General features: G+C 74.1%; 16 protein-coding genes and 1 pseudogene. 11 read left to right on the plus strand and 6 right to left on the minus strand.

The annotated features are described in order from the left end of the window. From JWP64_RS08345 to JWP64_RS08365, 5 genes are all read left to right on the plus strand, one after another. Window positions 1-215 (plus strand): hypothetical protein (locus tag JWP64_RS08345; protein WP_297494169.1); only part of this gene is annotated, 215 nt, incomplete at its 5' end. Window positions 216-280: 65 nt separating this feature from the next. Further along, on the plus strand, window positions 281-1,771 hold the full coding sequence (locus JWP64_RS08350) for an AlkA N-terminal domain-containing protein (protein WP_297494171.1): 1,491 nt from the start codon (window positions 281-283) through the stop codon (window positions 1,769-1,771). After that, complete coding sequence (locus JWP64_RS08355) at window positions 1,768-2,268, plus strand: methylated-DNA--[protein]-cysteine S-methyltransferase (protein WP_297494173.1); 501 nt, start codon at window positions 1,768-1,770, stop codon at window positions 2,266-2,268. The genes JWP64_RS08350 and JWP64_RS08355 overlap by 4 nt, the downstream gene beginning before the upstream one ends. A 69-nt stretch (window positions 2,269-2,337) precedes the next feature. Continuing rightward, entirely contained in the window at window positions 2,338-3,900 is a 1,563-nt protein-coding gene (gene rmuC / locus JWP64_RS08360) for a DNA recombination protein RmuC (protein ID WP_297494175.1), read from the plus strand. Continuing rightward, window positions 3,897-4,595: a DUF6542 domain-containing protein gene (locus tag JWP64_RS08365; protein ID WP_297494177.1), complete on the plus strand. Its 699-nt coding sequence runs from the start codon at window positions 3,897-3,899 to the stop codon at window positions 4,593-4,595. The genes rmuC and JWP64_RS08365 overlap by 4 nt, the downstream gene beginning before the upstream one ends. Here JWP64_RS08365 and JWP64_RS08370 read toward each other — a convergent pair. After that, window positions 4,525-5,493, minus strand: coding sequence for a 4-hydroxy-3-methylbut-2-enyl diphosphate reductase (locus tag JWP64_RS08370; RefSeq protein ID WP_297494179.1), 969 nt, complete (start codon window positions 5,491-5,493; stop codon window positions 4,525-4,527). The two genes, JWP64_RS08365 and JWP64_RS08370, sit on opposite strands and share 71 nt — an antisense overlap. Before the next feature lie 162 nt (window positions 5,494-5,655). Between JWP64_RS08370 and JWP64_RS08375 the strand changes: the two genes are divergently transcribed. Genes JWP64_RS08375 through JWP64_RS08385 form a run of 3 tightly spaced genes read left to right on the plus strand, consistent with a single transcriptional unit; the run spans window position 5,656 to window position 7,834 of the window. After that, complete coding sequence (locus tag JWP64_RS08375) at window positions 5,656-6,306, plus strand: lipid droplet-associated protein (protein WP_297494181.1); 651 nt, start codon at window positions 5,656-5,658, stop codon at window positions 6,304-6,306. Further along, the gene (gene xseA / locus JWP64_RS08380) at window positions 6,303-7,613 is read left to right on the plus strand and encodes an exodeoxyribonuclease VII large subunit (protein ID WP_297494183.1); all 1,311 of its coding nucleotides are present in this window, start codon (window positions 6,303-6,305) and stop codon (window positions 7,611-7,613) included. The genes JWP64_RS08375 and xseA overlap by 4 nt, the downstream gene beginning before the upstream one ends. Further along, window positions 7,610-7,834 carry an exodeoxyribonuclease VII small subunit gene (locus tag JWP64_RS08385; protein ID WP_297494185.1) on the plus strand — a complete coding sequence of 75 codons (225 nt, stop codon included), beginning with the start codon at window positions 7,610-7,612 and terminating at the stop codon, window positions 7,832-7,834. Before xseA ends, JWP64_RS08385 begins: the two co-directional genes overlap by 4 nt. Before the next feature lie 9 nt (window positions 7,835-7,843). Here JWP64_RS08385 and JWP64_RS08390 read toward each other — a convergent pair whose 3' ends face one another. Beyond that, window positions 7,844-8,464 (minus strand): DUF4245 domain-containing protein, encoded by a 621-nt coding sequence (locus JWP64_RS08390; protein WP_297494187.1) that lies wholly within the window; start codon window positions 8,462-8,464, stop codon window positions 7,844-7,846. 213 nt (window positions 8,465-8,677) lie between these two features. On the opposite strand from JWP64_RS08390, the gene glpX reads away from it, so the two are divergent. Beyond that, window positions 8,678-9,751, plus strand: a complete 1,074-nt coding sequence (gene glpX, locus JWP64_RS08395) for a class II fructose-bisphosphatase (protein WP_297494189.1) — start codon at window positions 8,678-8,680, stop codon at window positions 9,749-9,751. A gap of 331 nt (window positions 9,752-10,082) precedes the next feature. Here glpX and JWP64_RS08400 read toward each other — a convergent pair whose 3' ends face one another. From JWP64_RS08400 to JWP64_RS08410, 4 genes and pseudogenes are all read right to left on the minus strand, one after another. Further along, window positions 10,083-10,862 carry a helix-turn-helix transcriptional regulator gene (locus JWP64_RS08400; RefSeq protein WP_297494191.1) on the minus strand — a complete coding sequence of 260 codons (780 nt, stop codon included), beginning with the start codon at window positions 10,860-10,862 and terminating at the stop codon, window positions 10,083-10,085. A 148-nt stretch (window positions 10,863-11,010) separates the two neighbouring features. Next, window positions 11,011-11,856 (minus strand): LuxR C-terminal-related transcriptional regulator, encoded by an 846-nt coding sequence (locus JWP64_RS08405; RefSeq protein WP_297494193.1) that lies wholly within the window; start codon window positions 11,854-11,856, stop codon window positions 11,011-11,013. Window positions 11,857-12,049: 193 nt separating this feature from the next. Further along, window positions 12,050-12,130 (minus strand): annotated as a pseudogene (locus JWP64_RS31445) (hypothetical protein); the annotation flags it as partial. 1 nt (window position 12,131) lies between these two features. Continuing rightward, the gene (locus JWP64_RS08410; protein WP_297494195.1) at window positions 12,132-12,344 is read right to left on the minus strand and encodes a hypothetical protein; all 213 of its coding nucleotides are present in this window, start codon (window positions 12,342-12,344) and stop codon (window positions 12,132-12,134) included. 256 nt (window positions 12,345-12,600) lie between these two features. On the opposite strand from JWP64_RS08410, the gene JWP64_RS08415 reads away from it, so the two are divergent. Together JWP64_RS08415 and JWP64_RS08420 are read left to right on the plus strand one after the other, a co-directional pair. Then, window positions 12,601-14,034: a class II fumarate hydratase gene (locus JWP64_RS08415; RefSeq protein ID WP_297494197.1), complete on the plus strand. Its 1,434-nt coding sequence runs from the start codon at window positions 12,601-12,603 to the stop codon at window positions 14,032-14,034. A gap of 154 nt (window positions 14,035-14,188) precedes the next feature. Next, the gene (locus JWP64_RS08420; protein ID WP_297494199.1) at window positions 14,189-15,376 is read left to right on the plus strand and encodes an EAL domain-containing protein; all 1,188 of its coding nucleotides are present in this window, start codon (window positions 14,189-14,191) and stop codon (window positions 15,374-15,376) included. The last annotated feature ends 44 nt before the right edge of the window (window positions 15,377-15,420 follow it).

Here is a 15,420-nt window from a genome sequence, read left to right on the forward strand (position 1 = left end):
CGCGGGAGCGGGCCGCCGCGGAGGCACGTGCGGCACGGGAGCGTGCCGCGGCGCCCGCACCCGTCGGGCCCGCCCCGGAGCGTCCCGTCGCCGACGACGAGCACGCGGCTCCGCTCCCCGAGCGGGCGGCCCGGCCTCCCCGTGTGCGCTCCCTGCTGCTGGAGATGTGCGCGGACGAGACCCTGCCCGCGTCCTTCTGCCGCCGCGCGGACTGACCGGCTGCGCGTTCGCGTCCGATTTCCGCCAGAGCGGGCCGCGGGGCGGTGGCAGAGTCGTCCCCGTGCCGCTCGATCCCGAACGCTGCTACCGCGCCGTCGCCTCCCGCGACCCGCGGTTCGACGGGCTGTTCATCACCGCCGTGCGTACCACCGGCATCTACTGCCGGCCCTCCTGCCCCGCCACCACGCCCAAGCGCGTCAACGTCGAGTTCTTCGCGACGGCCGGCGCCGCCCAGCAGCACGGCTACCGCGCCTGCCGCCGGTGCCTGCCGGACGCCGTCCCCGGTTCGCCGGAGTGGAACGGCCGCGCGGACCTCGCGGCCCGCGCCGTCCGGCTCATCGCGGACGGGGTCGTCGAACGCCAGGGGGTCGCGGGGCTCGCCGCGGGCCTGGGCTACTCCGAGCGGCACCTGACCCGCGTCGTCACCGCCGAGCTGGGCGCGGGGCCGCTCGCCCTGGCCCGCGCGCACCGCGCCCACACCGCCCGGCTGCTGATCGAGACCACCCCGATGTCGATGGCCGACATCGCGTTCGCCGCCGGGTTCGCCAGCGTCCGGCAGTTCAACGACACGGTCCGCGAGGTGTACGCGGTGCCGCCGACGACGCTGCGCACCGAGGCCGTGCGGCGGCGCGGGCCCTCGCCGGAGAGCGCGGCCGCGGCCGGCGCGATCACCCTGCGCCTGCCCTACCGGCCCCCGCTCGACGCCGACGGGCTCCTGGCCTTCTTCGCCACGCGGGCGTTCGCGGGCGTCGAGTCGGTCGACGGGAGCACCTACCGACGCACGCTGCGCCTTCCGCACGGACCCGCGACCGTCGCCCTCGACCTGCCGCGCGCCGCGAACCACGTGCAGGCGACGGTCCGGCTCACCGATCCGCGGGACCTCGGCCCGGCCGTCGCACGGCTGCGCCGGCTGCTCGACCTCGACGCCGATCCCGTCGCCGTCGACGAGCTGCTGGCCGCCGATCCGGCGCTCGCGCCGACCGTCGCCGCGGTCCCGGGCATCCGGCTGCCGGGGGCCGTCGACGGCACGGAGATCGCGGTCCGGGCCCTGCTCGGCCAGCAGATCTCCGTCGCCGCGGCCCGGACCACCGGCGCGGGCCTGGCGGCGGAGCTGGGCGAGCACCTCCCGGAATCCCTCGCCGCCGGCGGCCCGGACATCCTGTTCCCCACGGCCGAGCAGCTCGCGGAGCACGCCGCGGACGTCCTGACCGGGCCTGAACGCCGCCGGCGCTCAGTGGTCGCCCTGGCCACGGCCGTCGCGGACGGCTCGCTCGTCCTGGACCCCGGCCGGGACCCCGCCGAGCTGCGCGCCGCGCTGACCGCGCTGCCCGGCGTCGGCCCGTGGACCGCCGGCTACGTCGCTATGCGGCTGCTCGGCGACCCCGACGAGCTCCTGCCCACCGATCTCGCCGTCCGCCGCGGCGCGGCCGCGCTCGGACTCCCGTCCGACCAGGCCTCGCTCGCGCGCTACGCCGAGCGGTGGCGCCCCTGGCGGTCCTACGCCGCCACCCACCTCTGGCGGACGTCCGCCCCGGAAAGGACACGACCATGAGCACCTGGTCCACCCAGGACACGCCGATCGGCCCGTTCACCGCCGTCGTCGACGACGACGGCGCCGTCCTCGCCTCCGGCTGGACGTCCACCACGGACGACCTCCTGCCGCTGATCCACCCGACGCTCCGGCCCACGTCGCTCGACCGCGCCGCGAACCTCGGGGACGTCACCGACGCCGTGCGCGCCTACCACCGCGGGGACGTCCACGCGATCGACGACGTGCCGGTCCGGCAGCGGTCCGGCGAGTTCCTGCAGCACGCCTGGGACGTGCTGCGGACCGTCCCGGCGGGCGCGCCCGTGACCTACACCGAGTACGCGGCCAAGGCCGGCCGTCCCGCCGCCGTGCGGGCCGCCGCGACCGCCTGCGCCCGCAACGCCGCGGCCCTGTTCGTGCCGTGCCACCGGGTCCTGCGCCTGGACGGGTCGCTGGGCGGCTTCCGCTGGGGCCTGGCCGTGAAGCGGCAGCTGCTCGAGCTGGAGTCCGTTTCGGACTGAGGCAACCCGGACACCCCGGCCGACCTGGGGATCCCCGAAACTGTCGGGCCCCGGGTGCACGCTGCACGCGTGGATGTCGTGACCGCGCTCAACGTGCTGCTCATCGGGCTGCTCGTCGGCCTGGCCCTCGGGGCCGGGGCGATGTGGATGTTCGCCGTCTCCCGGGCCCGGGTCGCGTCGGCGGAGGCCGAGCGCGCCGCTGCCAACACCTCGGCCACGGCCCGAGCGGATGCCGCCGGGCTGCGCGCGGAGCGCACCGGGCTGCTGGAGCGGATCGAGGAGCTGCACGAGCAGGTGCAGAACACCACGGAGCGGTTGCGCCGGGCCGAGTCGGACGCGGCGGGCACCCTGGCCGCGCTGCGGAGCGAGCGCGAGGCGGGCGCGGAACGCGAGCGGATGCTCGTCAAGCGGGACGCCGAGCTCAAGGAGGCGTTCCGGGCGCTCTCCGCGGACGCGCTGGCGCGCAACAACGAACACTTCGTCACCCTCGCCGAGAGCCGGATCAAGGAGGCCGCCGCGGCCCTGCACGCGAAGGCGGAGGGGGACGAGGCGGCCCGCGCACACGCGATCAACAAGCTGCTGGACCCGATGGCGGCCACGTTGCAGCGCGTCGAGGGCCAGCTGCGCAGCGTGGAGAAGGAGCGCGAGTCCGCCTACGCGGGCCTGCGCGAGCAGGTCGCGGCGATGCACGTCAGCTCGGACCGGCTGCAGACCGAGACGAAGGCGCTGGTCACGGCGTTGCGGGCGCCACAGGTCCGCGGCCGGTGGGGCGAGCTGCAACTCGAGCGGATCGTGCAGCTCGCGGGAATGGTCGAACACTGCGACTTCTCCACCCAGGTGAGCGCGGCCAGCGGCACCGACGACGACAACGGCGTCCGGCCGGACATGATCGTGCGGCTCTCCGGCGGCAAGCAGATCGTCGTGGACGCGAAGGTGCCGTTCGCGGCCTACCTGGAGGCCGTCGAGACGCAGGACCCGGCGCGGCACACCGAGCGGCTCACCGCCCACGCCCGGCAGCTGCGCACCCACGTGGACCAGCTCTCGGCCAAGGCCTACTGGCAGGCGTTCGAACCCACGCCGGAGTTCGTGGTGCTGTTCGTCCCCGGGGACCCGTTCCTCGAGGCGGCGCTGCGCTCGGACCCGGCGCTGCTGGAGCACGCGTTCGCACACAACGTCGTGATCGCGACGCCCACCACGCTGATCGCCCTGCTGCGCACGGTCGCCTACGGCTGGCGGCAGGAGACGCTGGCGCACAACGCGGCGCAGGTGCACCAGCTCGGCCGGGAGCTGCACGGCCGGCTGGCGACGATGGGCACACACGTCGCGAAGCTCGGGCGCAGCCTGGACGGCGCGGTGGAGAGCTACAACCGGACGGTGTCCTCCCTGGAGGCCCGGGTGCTGGTCACCGCGCGGAAGCTCACCGAGCTCAAGGTCGCGGACGGCGAGCTGGAGAGCCCGGGGCAGGTCGAGCGCACGCCCCGCGCCGTCTCCGCCCCCGAGCTCGTCGCCTCCGCGGCGGACTCGCTGATCGCCCTGCACGAGCTGGTGCCCGAACGCCGCCAGGACGCGGGCGACCACGGCGGCGACGCCGAACACGGGGGTGACGGGCCCCGGGCTACGGTGAACGGGTGACGGGTCCCCGGGACACCACCGCTCCGAAGCGGCAGCAGACCAGCCGTCGGCAGCGCACCGCCGCCCAGCAACGCGCCGGCCGGTGGCCGGTGGCCGACCGTTCGATCATCGGCTCCGTGCTGGGCATCCCGCCGGTCGCCGCGATCGGCGTCGCGCTGGTGCTGACGGCCCTCGGGGTGTTCGTCGACATCCTCCGGCTCGGCACCCTCGGGACGATCTTCACGATCGCCTACTTCGTCGGCTGCGTGCTCGCCGTGGGCTGGGTGCGCCGCCGGAGCCTGTTCGGGCCCATGGTGCAGCCGCCGCTGTTGCTGGCCGTCGCGGTGCCGGCCGTCGTGCTGGTCATCGGCACGCCCGGGCCCGGCGCGGGCGCCACCGAGAAGATGCTGATGATCGGGGCACCGCTGGTCAACGGCTTCCCGACGATGGCCGTCACCACCGCCGTCGTGCTCGTCATCGGGGTGATCCGGCTGTTCGGCCAGCGCCTCGGCGCGGACGACGCCGTCGCCCGGCTACGCGGGCTGTTCGGCAGGGACCGCCGGGCCGAGGACGCCGAGCTCGACGAGCTGGAGTCCCTGGACCTGGACGAGAAGCCCAGGAGCCGGGCGCCGGCGGGGACACCGGTCAGCGGGAAGCGCGGCTCGGACGCAGCTCGCGGGGCAGGGCGAACGTCAGGGTCTCCTCGGCGGTCGTGACCTCCTCGACGCTCTCCCAGCCGCGCTCGGCCAGGTAGTCCAGGACGCCGCGCACCAGCACCTCGGGCACCGACGCACCGCTCGTCACCCCGACCGTCCGCACGCCCTCGAGCCACGCCTCGTCGATCTCGCGCGCGTAGTCGATCAGGTGGGAGGCGCCGGCGCCGGCGTTCAGCGCCACCTCCACCAGCCGCACAGAGTTGGACGAGTTCGGCGACCCGACCACGATCACCAGGTCACAGTGCTGGGCCATGGCCTTCACCGCGACCTGCCGGTTCTGGGTGTCGTAGCAGATGTCGTCGCTCGGCGGGTTCTGCAGCGTCGGGAACCGGTCCCGCAGCGCGTGCACGGTCTCCATGGTCTCGTCCACGCTCAGCGTGGTCTGGGACAACCAGACGACCTTCGCCGGATCCCGCACGGTGACCGTCGCGGCGTCCGCGGCGTTCTCCACGAGCTGGATGTTCGCCGGGGCCTCGCCCGAGGTGCCCTCGACCTCCTCGTGACCCTGGTGGCCGACGAGCAGGATGTCGTAGTCCTCGCGGGCGTAGCGCTTCGCCTCCTGGTGCACCTTGGTCACCAGCGGGCACGTCGCGTCGATGGTGCGCAGGGAGCGTTCCTTCGCCTGCTCCTTCACCGCCGGCGACACCCCGTGCGCGGAGAACACGACGAGCGCGCCCTCGGGCACCTCGTCGGTCTCGTCCACGAAGATCGCACCGCGCGCGCTCAACGTCTCGACGACGTGGCGGTTGTGCACGATCTGCTTGCGCACGTACACGGGGGCGCCGTGCTGCTCGAGGGCCTGTTCCACGGCCTCGACCGCACGGTCCACGCCGGCGCAGTACCCCCGCGGTGCGGCGAGGAGAACGCGCTTGCCTTCGGATCCGGCAGTGCCAACCATGAACGCCAGCGTACGGGCGAGCCGGCGAGGTGGCCGCCGGGAGTGAGCGGGGCGACCCGGCCGGGGGTCTTGAGCGGCGTTTCCGGCCGGGCCCGGTGAGCAACAGCACTATCGGGCGATCCCCGGTGTGCCGTTGCGGCGCCGACGAGGGAGGATGACCTCATGAAGCCGCTCCCGATGCCGGTGCGGATCGCCGCCGGCCTTGCCGCGACCGCCGTCGAGCAGGCTCGCGAGCTGCCCCGCCTCGCGATCGAGTTCCCCGTCACCGCCGTCAGCCAGGCCCTGCAGGTGTCGATGCGCCTGCAGCAGCGGGTCACCGAGCTGGCCATCAAGGGCGACCGGGTGCTCGGGTCCCTGAGCCCCGTCGAGGAGTCACCCTCGTGGGCCACCTTCGACGACGAGCTGGACGAGTCCCCCGACCCCGCCCGCAACGGCCGCCGCGTGACCGAGCTCCACCCGACGGCTACCGAACTGGACTCCGAGGAACTCCTGCCGGGGCCGCGGTCCGGACCCGAGCTGGAGTCCGAACCGGAGAAGCCGGACACCGCGGCCGCGACGGCCGCCGCCGTCACCGCGAGCGCCGCCGCCGGGGACCTCGCCGGCACGGACACCGCCGAGACGGGCACCTCCCCCGGGGGCCCGAACGTCATGCCGACCTACCCCTCGATGACGCTGCCCCAGCTCCGCGGCAAGCTCCGCACGCTGAGCCTGGACGACCTCACGTCGCTGCTGGCGTGGGAGACGACGCACGAGGACCGCCCGGCCTACGTCACGATGCTGAGCAACCGGATCACCACGGTCACCGAGGCGTGAGCGCGGGGCCCACGTCGGAGGAGACTCCCTGGCCGGTCCGGACGGTCGCCCGCAAGATCGCCGAGTGGGTCGACAAGCTGGGGGCCGTCTGGATCGAGGGCCAGCTCGCGCAGGTCACGGCCCGCGCCGGCACGGGTACCGCGTTCCTCGTGCTGCGGGACCCCGCGGCCGACGTGTCCGTGCAGCTCACGGTGCCGATGTCGCTCGTGCGGGAGCAGGGCCCGGTGGTCGCCGAGGGCAACCGGGTGATCGTGCACGGCAAGCCGTCGTTCTACCTGGGCCGCGGCACGCTGAGCATCCGGGTGGACGCGATCCGCGCCGTCGGGCTCGGTGAGCTGCTGGCGCGCGTCGAGCGGCTGCGCAAGCTCCTGGCGGCCGAGGGCCTGTTCGATCCGGCACGCAAGCGCCGCCCGCCGTTCCTCCCGCGCCGGATCGGGCTGATCACCGGGCGGTCGTCCGCGGCGGAGCACGACGTCGTCTCGAACGCGCAGGCCCGCTGGCCCGCGGTCCGGTTCCGGATCGAGAACACGGCGACCCAGGGTGGCCTGGCCGTCCCGCAGATCGTCTCCGCGCTCGAGGTGCTGGACCGCGACCCCGAGGTCGAGGTGATCGTGCTGGCCCGCGGCGGCGGAAGCGTCGAGGACCTGCTCCCCTTCTCCGACGAGACGCTCTGCCGCGCCGTCGCCGCGTGCCGGACCCCGGTGGTCTCGGCGATCGGGCACGAGCCGGACACTCCGCTCGTCGACCACGTGGCCGACCTCCGGTGTTCCACCCCCACCGAGGCCGGCCGGCGGCTGGTGCCGGACCTCGCCGAGGAGGTCGCCCGCGTCGGGGCCCTGCGGGACCGGGCGCGGCGGGCGCTGCACGGCTGGGTGGACCGGGAGCAGCGCGTCCTCGCCGCCCTGCGGGCCCGCCCGGTGCTGGCCGAGCCGCTGCGGAGCCTGGACCGGCGGCACGAGGAGCTCGAACGGCTGCGCGGGGGCACGCGGGCGGCCGTCGAGCGAAGGATCGACCGGGGCGAGACGGACATCGCGCACCTGCGCGCCCGGCTGACGGCGTTGGGCCCGTCCGCGACGCTGGCCCGCGGGTACGCGATCGTCCAACGCGTCCCGGCCGGGATCGCGCCCGCCGACGAGGCCGGCGCGGTACTGCCGATCCTGACGGCGGTCGGCGAGACCTCCGCCGGGGAGCGGCTGCGGATCCGGGTCGGGGACGGGGCCGTGCACGCGGTCGTCGCGCCCGAGGAGAATGGAACGCCGCAGAATGGAACGCCGCGGAATCAGGCAACCAGGAAGGCCGTCGAGTGAGCAGCCCGGAACACGCGCCTGTCGAGGAGCTGGACTACGAGCGGGCTCGGGACGAGCTCGCCGAGGTCGTCCGCGCCCTCGAGGTGGGCGGCCTCGGCCTCGACGAGTCCGTGGCCCTCTGGGAGCGGGGCGAGCAGCTGGCGCGGCGCTGCGAGCAGCAGCTCGCCGGCGCCCGGGAGCGGGTCGAGAAGGCCCTGGCAGAGGCGGACGAGGACGCCTGACCCCGGCAGCTAGTTCTGCTCGGCTCCGGGCGCGAGCGGGGTCGACTTCACCGTCGCCTCCGCGAGAGCGCGGAACTCGTCGTCGGTTCCGCTGCCCGTGATCAGCAGCCGCACCGTGGGCGTGCCGGGGAGCGTCGCGATCCGGAAGGGCTCGCGGTCCGGGGCGCTGTACTCCACCCAGGTCAGGCCCGCGGCGTCGATCGTGCCGCGGCCCCCCACCGGCCCGCCGGCCTCCGTGGCCAGCAGGTTCTCCTCGGTGGCGTCGCTCTGCACGAGGCGCAGGTAGCGCCCGTCCGGCGTCACGTACCCGGCCCGGACGGCGGACCCGCCGCCGGTCACGGCGCCGCGGTCCGTCGAGTTGGGCTTCCAGCCCGCCGGGACTGCCGGGACGCGCAGCGGGAACGCCGACGCCTTCGCGAAGTCCGTGAACGCCGCGCCGACATCCGTCACCGGCACGGCATTCGGGTCCACCTCGGGGCCGCCGGGGGCGAAGGAGCACGACCGCAGCCCGCCGACGCCCACCAGCGCGATCACCAGGAGCACGCCGAGCGCGACGAGCATGCCGCGCACGTCGGGTGCCCCGCCGCGGGCGGGCTTCTGCGGGGGCGGCGGCTCGGAGGGGGAACTCACGCCCTCCATCGTCCCCCCACGTGCCGGGTGCGCACCTCCCGGTACCGGCGTCGGGACACGTCGGGCGGGGTGCGCCAATGGCGTGGCTCTCGGAGCACCCCGTTCGGCGCGGCGATCTGGGAGGATCCCGGGGACTCCCCGCCGCAGGCTCACCGCCGTGCCGCGGGACGCCGGAGCACGACCCGGCGCCCCACCGATGCAGAAGGAGACCCGATGACCGGCCCCAGCGAGACCACCGGGACATCCAAGCCGGAACGACGCCGCGAGGCACCGGACCGCAACCTCGCGATGGAGCTGGTCCGGGTCACCGAGGCCGCGGCCATGGCGGCCGGCCGCTGGAACGGCCGCGGGGACAAGAACGGCGGGGACGGCGCGGCGGTCGACGCGATGCGCCAGCTGATCGGCACCGTCTCCATGCGCGGGGTCGTCGTGATCGGCGAGGGCGAGAAGGACGAGGCCCCGATGCTGTTCAACGGCGAGCAGGTAGGCAACGGCGAGGGCCCCTGGTGCGACGTCGCCGTGGACCCGATCGACGGCACCACCCTGATGGCCAAGGGCATGCCCAACGCGCTGGCCGTGCTGGCCGTCGCCGAGCGCGGCGCGATGTTCGACCCGTCGGCCGTCTTCTACATGGAGAAGATCGCGGTCGGGCCGGAGGCCGCGGGCGTCATCGACATCACCGCGCCGATCGCGGAGAACATCCGCAAGGTCGCGGCGGCCAAGGCCCTGGACGTCACCGACGTCACGGTCTGTGTGCTGGACCGGCCGCGGCACGAGTCGATCGTCAAGGAGATCCGGGCGACCGGCGCGCGCATCCGCTTCATCTCCGACGGCGACGTCGCCGGCGCCATCGCGGCGGCCCGCCCCAGCACCGGCGTCGACATGTTGATCGGCATCGGCGGCACGCCCGAGGGCATCATCGCCGCCGCCGCGCTGAAGTGCATGGGCGGCGAGATCCAGGGCCGGCTCTGGCCGAAGGACGACGAGGAGCGCGAGAAGGCGATCGCCGCCGGCCACGACCTGAGCCGTGTCCTCACCACGGAGGAGCTGGTGACCGGGGAGAACGTGTTCTTCTGCGCCACCGGCGTCACCGACGGGGACCTGCTGCGCGGGGTGCACTACCGCGCGGGCGGCTGCACCACGCAGTCGATCGTGATGCGGTCGAAGTCCGGCACGGTCCGGCTGATCGACGGCTACCACCGGTTGACCAAGCTGCGCGAGTACGCGTCGGTGGACTTCGACCCCGCGGTGTTCGTCGAGAACGAGAACACCCCGCCGCTGCCGTAGACCGCACACGCCGACAGGCCCCGCCGGAGTCCGGCGGGGCCTGTGGTGTGTTCGGGTCCTCGTGGAGGGGAGGAGGAGCGTCCGGCGCGGAGCCGTGCCCTGCGCCGCGCCGGACTTGACGCCCTCTCGAGCGCCGCCCCTGTAGCCGCCGCCCCTCCGGCGGCCTGGCCCCATTCTCGCTCCCCGCGGGCGGCCGGTCATCGACAAACCTGATGAACCGGGGGCCGTTTCTCAGGTTGCGCGTCCGCGACCGAGGTCCCCGCGGAGCTGTGTCCGCCCGCGGCGCCGTGGGCATACGCAGAACTGCGCAGTCGACAGGGACGAAACGGGGTTACGCCGCGCCGACCAGGCCCAGCCGCTGCGCGTGCAGCACCGCGGAGAGCCGATCCGTCACCCCGAGCTTCGCATAGCAGCGCTCCAGGTGCTTGTGCACCGTGCGCTCGGCGATGTCCAGCCGGCGGGCGATCGCACCCGCCGTCAGCCCCTGGGACAGCAGGGCGAGCACGGACCGCTCCCGGGGCGTGAGCCGGACCGCGGACGCGACGTCCGCCGTCGCCGCGTCGATGCTCCGCAGCGCCGCCGAGTACGCCCGAACCTGGCGGTCCAGGCCGCTCAGCAGCCGCCAGATCCGCCCGGCCAGTGCCATGTCCTCCCTGGTGAAGACGGCAGGCCGGGCGATGGTGAAGGAGCGGACCGCGCCCCCCGCCCGGAAGGGCATGGCGACCTGCGCCGTCATGCCCGAGACGCGGGCCAGCGCGTTCCCCTCGCCGTACCCGTCGCAATCGAGGAAGTCCTCGGGCACGTCCGCGATCTGCAGCGGGCCGAGGTCCCCGGTGACGATGTAGTAGCGCAGGACGGGGTGGCTGCGCGGGGCGGCCGCCACGCCCCACTCGATGATCTGGTCGCGGAAGCCGTCCATCGAGCCGTCGAGCGGATAGATCTCCCCCGCCAGCGGCCGGCCCGGCATGAACTCCGACGTGGCCACCCCGACCGCGTCGAACGTGTCCTGCAGCATCAGCACGATCCGGTCCTCCGGCAGCTCCGTCAACGGTTCCGCCATCAGCTCCGCGACGAACTCGAGCCATGCCCGGTCGTCGTACCCCGTCCTCATCGCATCCCACTCCGCCCCGTCGTCGGTCAACTCTGCCGACTCGAAGCTCCGAGTTGAGGACAACGGCGTTACCGATTTGCGGGAATCAACCGGGGAAAGCCCCCGAGCGGCCGTGTGTGTTGGTCCGCGGGGCGCCGGTGCGGCGCCCTTAGGACACCGCACCGAAGAGGCCCAGACGCTGGGCGCGGAGCACGGCCGAGAGCCGGTCCGCCACCCCGAGCTTCGAGTAGCAGCGCTCCAGATGTTTGTGCACCGTGCGCTCGGCGATGTCCAGCCGGCGACCGATCGCTCCCGCCGTCAGCCCCTGCGACAACAGTGTGAGGACCGCGGACTCGCGCGGGGTGAGCCGGATCGCGGACGCGACGTCGTGGCCGGCCGCGCCCATCTCCCGGCGCGCCCGGACGAACGCGGACACCTGGCGGTCGAGGCCGGTCAGCACCCGCCAGAGCACGCGGCCCAGGTCCAGCTCGGCGTCGGTGAACGGCTCGCCGCGGCCGAGGACGAACGCCCGGTGCACGCCCGGCTGCAACCGCAGCGGCAACGCCATCTGGTCCTGGCAGTGGCAGGAACGGGCGAGCGCCGTCCACTCACCGCAGACCCGGGGGTCCGAGTACGTGGCCGGCACGTCGTGGGTCCGGATCGGGACCCGCAGGCCGGTCCCGATGTAGAAGCGCAGCAGCGGGTGCTCCTCGGCGGCCCGCTCGATGCTCCATTCCTCGATCTGATCGCGATAACCCGAGAGGTTCTCCCGCAGCGGGTACAGCTCGATCGTCGGTGCCCGGCCCGGTGCGATGTCGTTGAAGGAGCAGCCCAGTCCGTCGAAGGTCTCCCCGAGCCGCAGTGCGATCCGCTGCGCGGGGAACTCGGTCAGCGGCTCCGCCATCAGCGCGGCGACGAACTCCATCCAGTCCCGTTCGTGCCGCGCCATCATGCCCCTCACCCCGAACCGGCGCTCCATGACCAGGTGCTCGCCCCCTGACGAGCCGTTCGTCAACGATCCACGTACATCGGCGCGGTGAAAGCCGCCGGGCGGCCCCGCGGCGATGGCCCGAATGGTCGCATTCGTCCGAAGGGCTACGGGACCCCGCCGCGCAGCGGGCACGAGGCCGAGCCGCTGGGCCCCGGATGACGGCGGAGAGCCGGTCGGCGACGTCGAGCTTCGCGTAGCAGCTCTCGAGGCGCTTGTGCACGGTCCGCTCGGCGTTCTGCAGCCGCCGGCCGATCGTTCCTGCGGTCAGGCCCTCGGCCAGCAGCCCGACGACGGCCAGCTCACGGGGGCAGCCGGACCACCTCCGCGAAGTCCCGTCCCTGGTCGGTCACGCCGCGCAGGACGTCCCGCTCGGTGAACGCGTCGCCGCGGCCGAGGACGAGCGTGACCGGGTGGGCGCCGCGGCCGACGGGGACGGCGAGCTGCTGATCCACCCGGCCCCGGCGGATCAGCGAGGCACCCTCGTCGAATGCCCGCGTGAAGTGGTTCGGCACGTCGGCCGCCGGATCGGAGCGATGTCGCGCGACGTGCGGTAGTAGCGCGCCGGTCGGCCCGCACACCCTCACCCCGACTCCGGTCTCCTGCCGTGATGCTCCCCCGCGTACGTGCGGCGCGTTAACCGGGAGCGCGAGGATCGCCCGGCCGGACGCGACCACTCGGTCGGCGGCTCACGAGGGCCGTCGCACGGACGGTGTAATCCCGCCCATCCGGACCTGCGCCCGGGGTGCCCCCGGGCGGAGGATGAGGCGCATGAGCGAGGGCGCTGCCGGCACCGACGGCAAGGACGACCAGGCGGAGTACCGCGTCGAGCACGACACGATGGGCGAGGTCCGGGTCCCGGCCGACGCCCTGTGGCGGGCCCAGACGCAGCGTGCCGTCGAGAACTTCCCCATCTCCGGACGAGGCCTGGAGCGGGCCCAGATCCGCGCGCTCGGCCTGGTCAAGGGCGCGGCCGCGCGGGTGAACGGCCGCATCGGGGTGCTGGACGAGAAGCTCGCCTCGGCGATCGCCGAGGCCGCGGACGAGGTCGCCGGGGGCCGGCACGACGCGCACTTCCCGGTGGACGTGTTCCAGACGGGCTCCGGGACGTCGTCGAACATGAACGCGAACGAGGTCATCGCGACCCTCGCGACGCGGGCGTCGGGCACGGACGTCCACCCGAACGACCACGTCAACGCCTCGCAGTCGTCGAACGACGTGTTCCCGACGACGATCCACCTGGCCGCCACCGAGGCGCTCGCGACCGACGTCGTCCCGGCGCTGGAGCACCTGTCCGCCTCGCTGCGCCGCCGCGCCGAGGACTGGAAGGACGTCGTCAAGTCCGGCCGCACGCACCTCATGGACGCCGTGCCGATCACCCTCGGCCAGGAGGCGGGCGGCTGGGCGAGCCAGGCGGAGTACGGCATCGAGCGGGTCCGCGACGTGCTCCCCCGCCTCGCGCAGCTGCCGATCGGCGGCACCGCGGTGGGCACGGGGCTCAACGCCCCCGAGGGCTTCGGCTCCGGTGTCGCCGAGGAGCTCCGCGCGGCCACCGGGCTCGACGTGCTGGCCGAGGCGAGCGACCACATCGAGGCCCAGGGCAGCCGAGACGGCCTGGTCGAGGCCTCGGGCGCGCTGCGCACCGTGGCCGTGTCCCTCTACAAGATCGCGAACGACCTGCGCTGGCTGAGCTCCGGACCGCGCACCGGGCTCGCCGAGATCCACCTGCCGGACCTGCAGCCCGGCTCGTCGATCATGCCGGGGAAGGTCAACCCGGTGATCTGCGAGGCGACGATGATGGTCGCGGCGCAGGTCATCGGGAACGACGCCACGGTCGCGTTCTCCGGCACCCAGGGCAACCTGGAGCTCAACGTGATGATGCCGGTCATGGCGCGCAACGTGCTGGAGTCCGCGCGGCTGCTCGCCAACGCGGCGCGGCTGCTGGCGGACAAGGTGGTCGACGGCGCCGAGGCGGACCTGGAGCGCACGCGGGAGTATGCCGAGTCCTCGCCCTCGATCGTCACGCCGCTCAACAAGTACCTCGGCTACGAGGAGGCGGCCTCGATCGCGAAGCAGTCCCTCAAGGAGCGCCGCACGATCCGCGAGGTCGTGCTCGAACGGGGCCATGTGGATTCCGGGAAGCTCACCCTGGAGCAGCTGGACACGGCCCTGGACGTCCTGAGGATGGCCCGTGGAGGCCGTTGAGTGATGCCTTGTGCGCGGTAAGTGATGCCGGAGACACATACGGTGCACGAGCGGGGGAGCGACACGTCACCCTTCGTAGTGTTCGAAGATCGTTCACTGCGCGTTCACGTCCGTTCGATCTAATCATTGCTGTGACAACTGCGGGAACGTTGCGGTGAGTGCCTCCGGGCGGTTCGCATTCGAGCCGCTGCTGAACCTGGTGACGGGCCGGCCGGTCGGGCTCGAGGTCCTGCGTCGGCAGACGCGGGACCGGACCGAGCACGTCGCGCAGACCTCGGTCTGGGGGCCGCGGCAGCTCGCCGAGTTCGACTCCGGGATTGCCGGCGCGGCCGTCCTGCACGGCGCGGACCACGACGCGAGCGTGCCCCTGCACGTCGACGTCCTGGCGGACACCGTCGTCGGGGCCCGGGGCCGGGTCGCGCAGTTCCGCACCACGCTGGAGCGCCGGAACCCGGACCGCCCGGCGCCGCCGCTCGTGCTGGAGATCAACCCGGCACTCGCCGCCGCGCCGCCGGAGGTGTTGCTGGAACGGCTCGCGGAGCTGCGGGCGGACGGCTTCGGGGTGGCCCTGGACCAGGTGGGACGCGGTTTCGGGCTCGAGTTCGTGTCCGCGCTGCGGCCGGATCTGGTCAAGATCGACGCCGAACTGGTCGCCCGGCTGCCCACGGACAGGACCGCGGCCGCCGTCGTCACCGCGATCTCCGAGGTGTGCCGGGTGGTCGGGGTGCGCACCGCGGCGGTCGGCGTCTCGACGCCGGACGAGCTCGCCGCCGTCCGCCACCACGGGATCCCCTGGGCGCAGGGACCGCTGCTCGCCGGGACCCGGCGGCGGGCGTCGACGGCCGGGGTCGGCCTGCCCCTCGAGCTGATGGAGAACGCGGCCGCCCGGCTGCGGCCCTCCCCCGTCCCGCGGTCGGCGAAGATCCCGGGCCGCCCGGGCGTCGCCGAACTGGTGCAGGCGGCCGTCAGCCTGCCGGCGAACGCGACCGCGGAGCAGGCGCGGCAGGCACTCGCGGACCATCCGCAGGCGGGGAGCGTCGTCCTGCTCGATGCGGCGCGCAGGCCGGTCGGCTTCCTGGACCGCAACCGCTTCATGCTGGCGATCTCCGGACCGTTCGGCCGGGCGCTGTGGGCGCAGCGGCCGGCCTCGGGGCTGACCGAGCCGCCCCGGACCCTGCCCGCGGACGTCGACATCCCGGTGGCGCTGAGGCACTGCCTGTCCGGTGACCGGACCCGGCACTACGACGACCTCGTCCTGCTCGACGACGCCGGGGCCTGCGCCGGGATCGTCCGGGTGACGGACCTCCTGCGCGGGGCCGGAGGAGATTCCAGCGCCGCGTGAGTGCTGCCGGTAGTGCTCCTCGGCCCCGTCCTGGTGCTCGCCGT

Origin of the sequence: Pseudonocardia sp., assembly GCF_025465255.1 — a bacterium.
Classification (GTDB): domain Bacteria; phylum Actinomycetota; class Actinomycetes; order Mycobacteriales; family Pseudonocardiaceae; genus Pseudonocardia.

Coding starts and splice junctions, on each gene's coding strand:
- JWP64_RS08400 (WP_297494191.1), bottom strand. CDS start 10,862: ATGAGGACGGGGTACGACGACCGGGCATGGCTCGAGTTCGTCGCGGAG.
- JWP64_RS08370 (WP_297494179.1), bottom strand. CDS start 5,493: ATGGTTGGCACTGCCGGATCCGAAGGCAAGCGCGTTCTCCTCGCCGCA.
- glpX (WP_297494189.1), top strand. CDS start 8,678: ATGACCGGCCCCAGCGAGACCACCGGGACATCCAAGCCGGAACGACGC.
- JWP64_RS08415 (WP_297494197.1), top strand. CDS start 12,601: ATGAGCGAGGGCGCTGCCGGCACCGACGGCAAGGACGACCAGGCGGAG.
- JWP64_RS08375 (WP_297494181.1), top strand. CDS start 5,656: ATGAAGCCGCTCCCGATGCCGGTGCGGATCGCCGCCGGCCTTGCCGCG.
- JWP64_RS08355 (WP_297494173.1), top strand. CDS start 1,768: ATGAGCACCTGGTCCACCCAGGACACGCCGATCGGCCCGTTCACCGCC.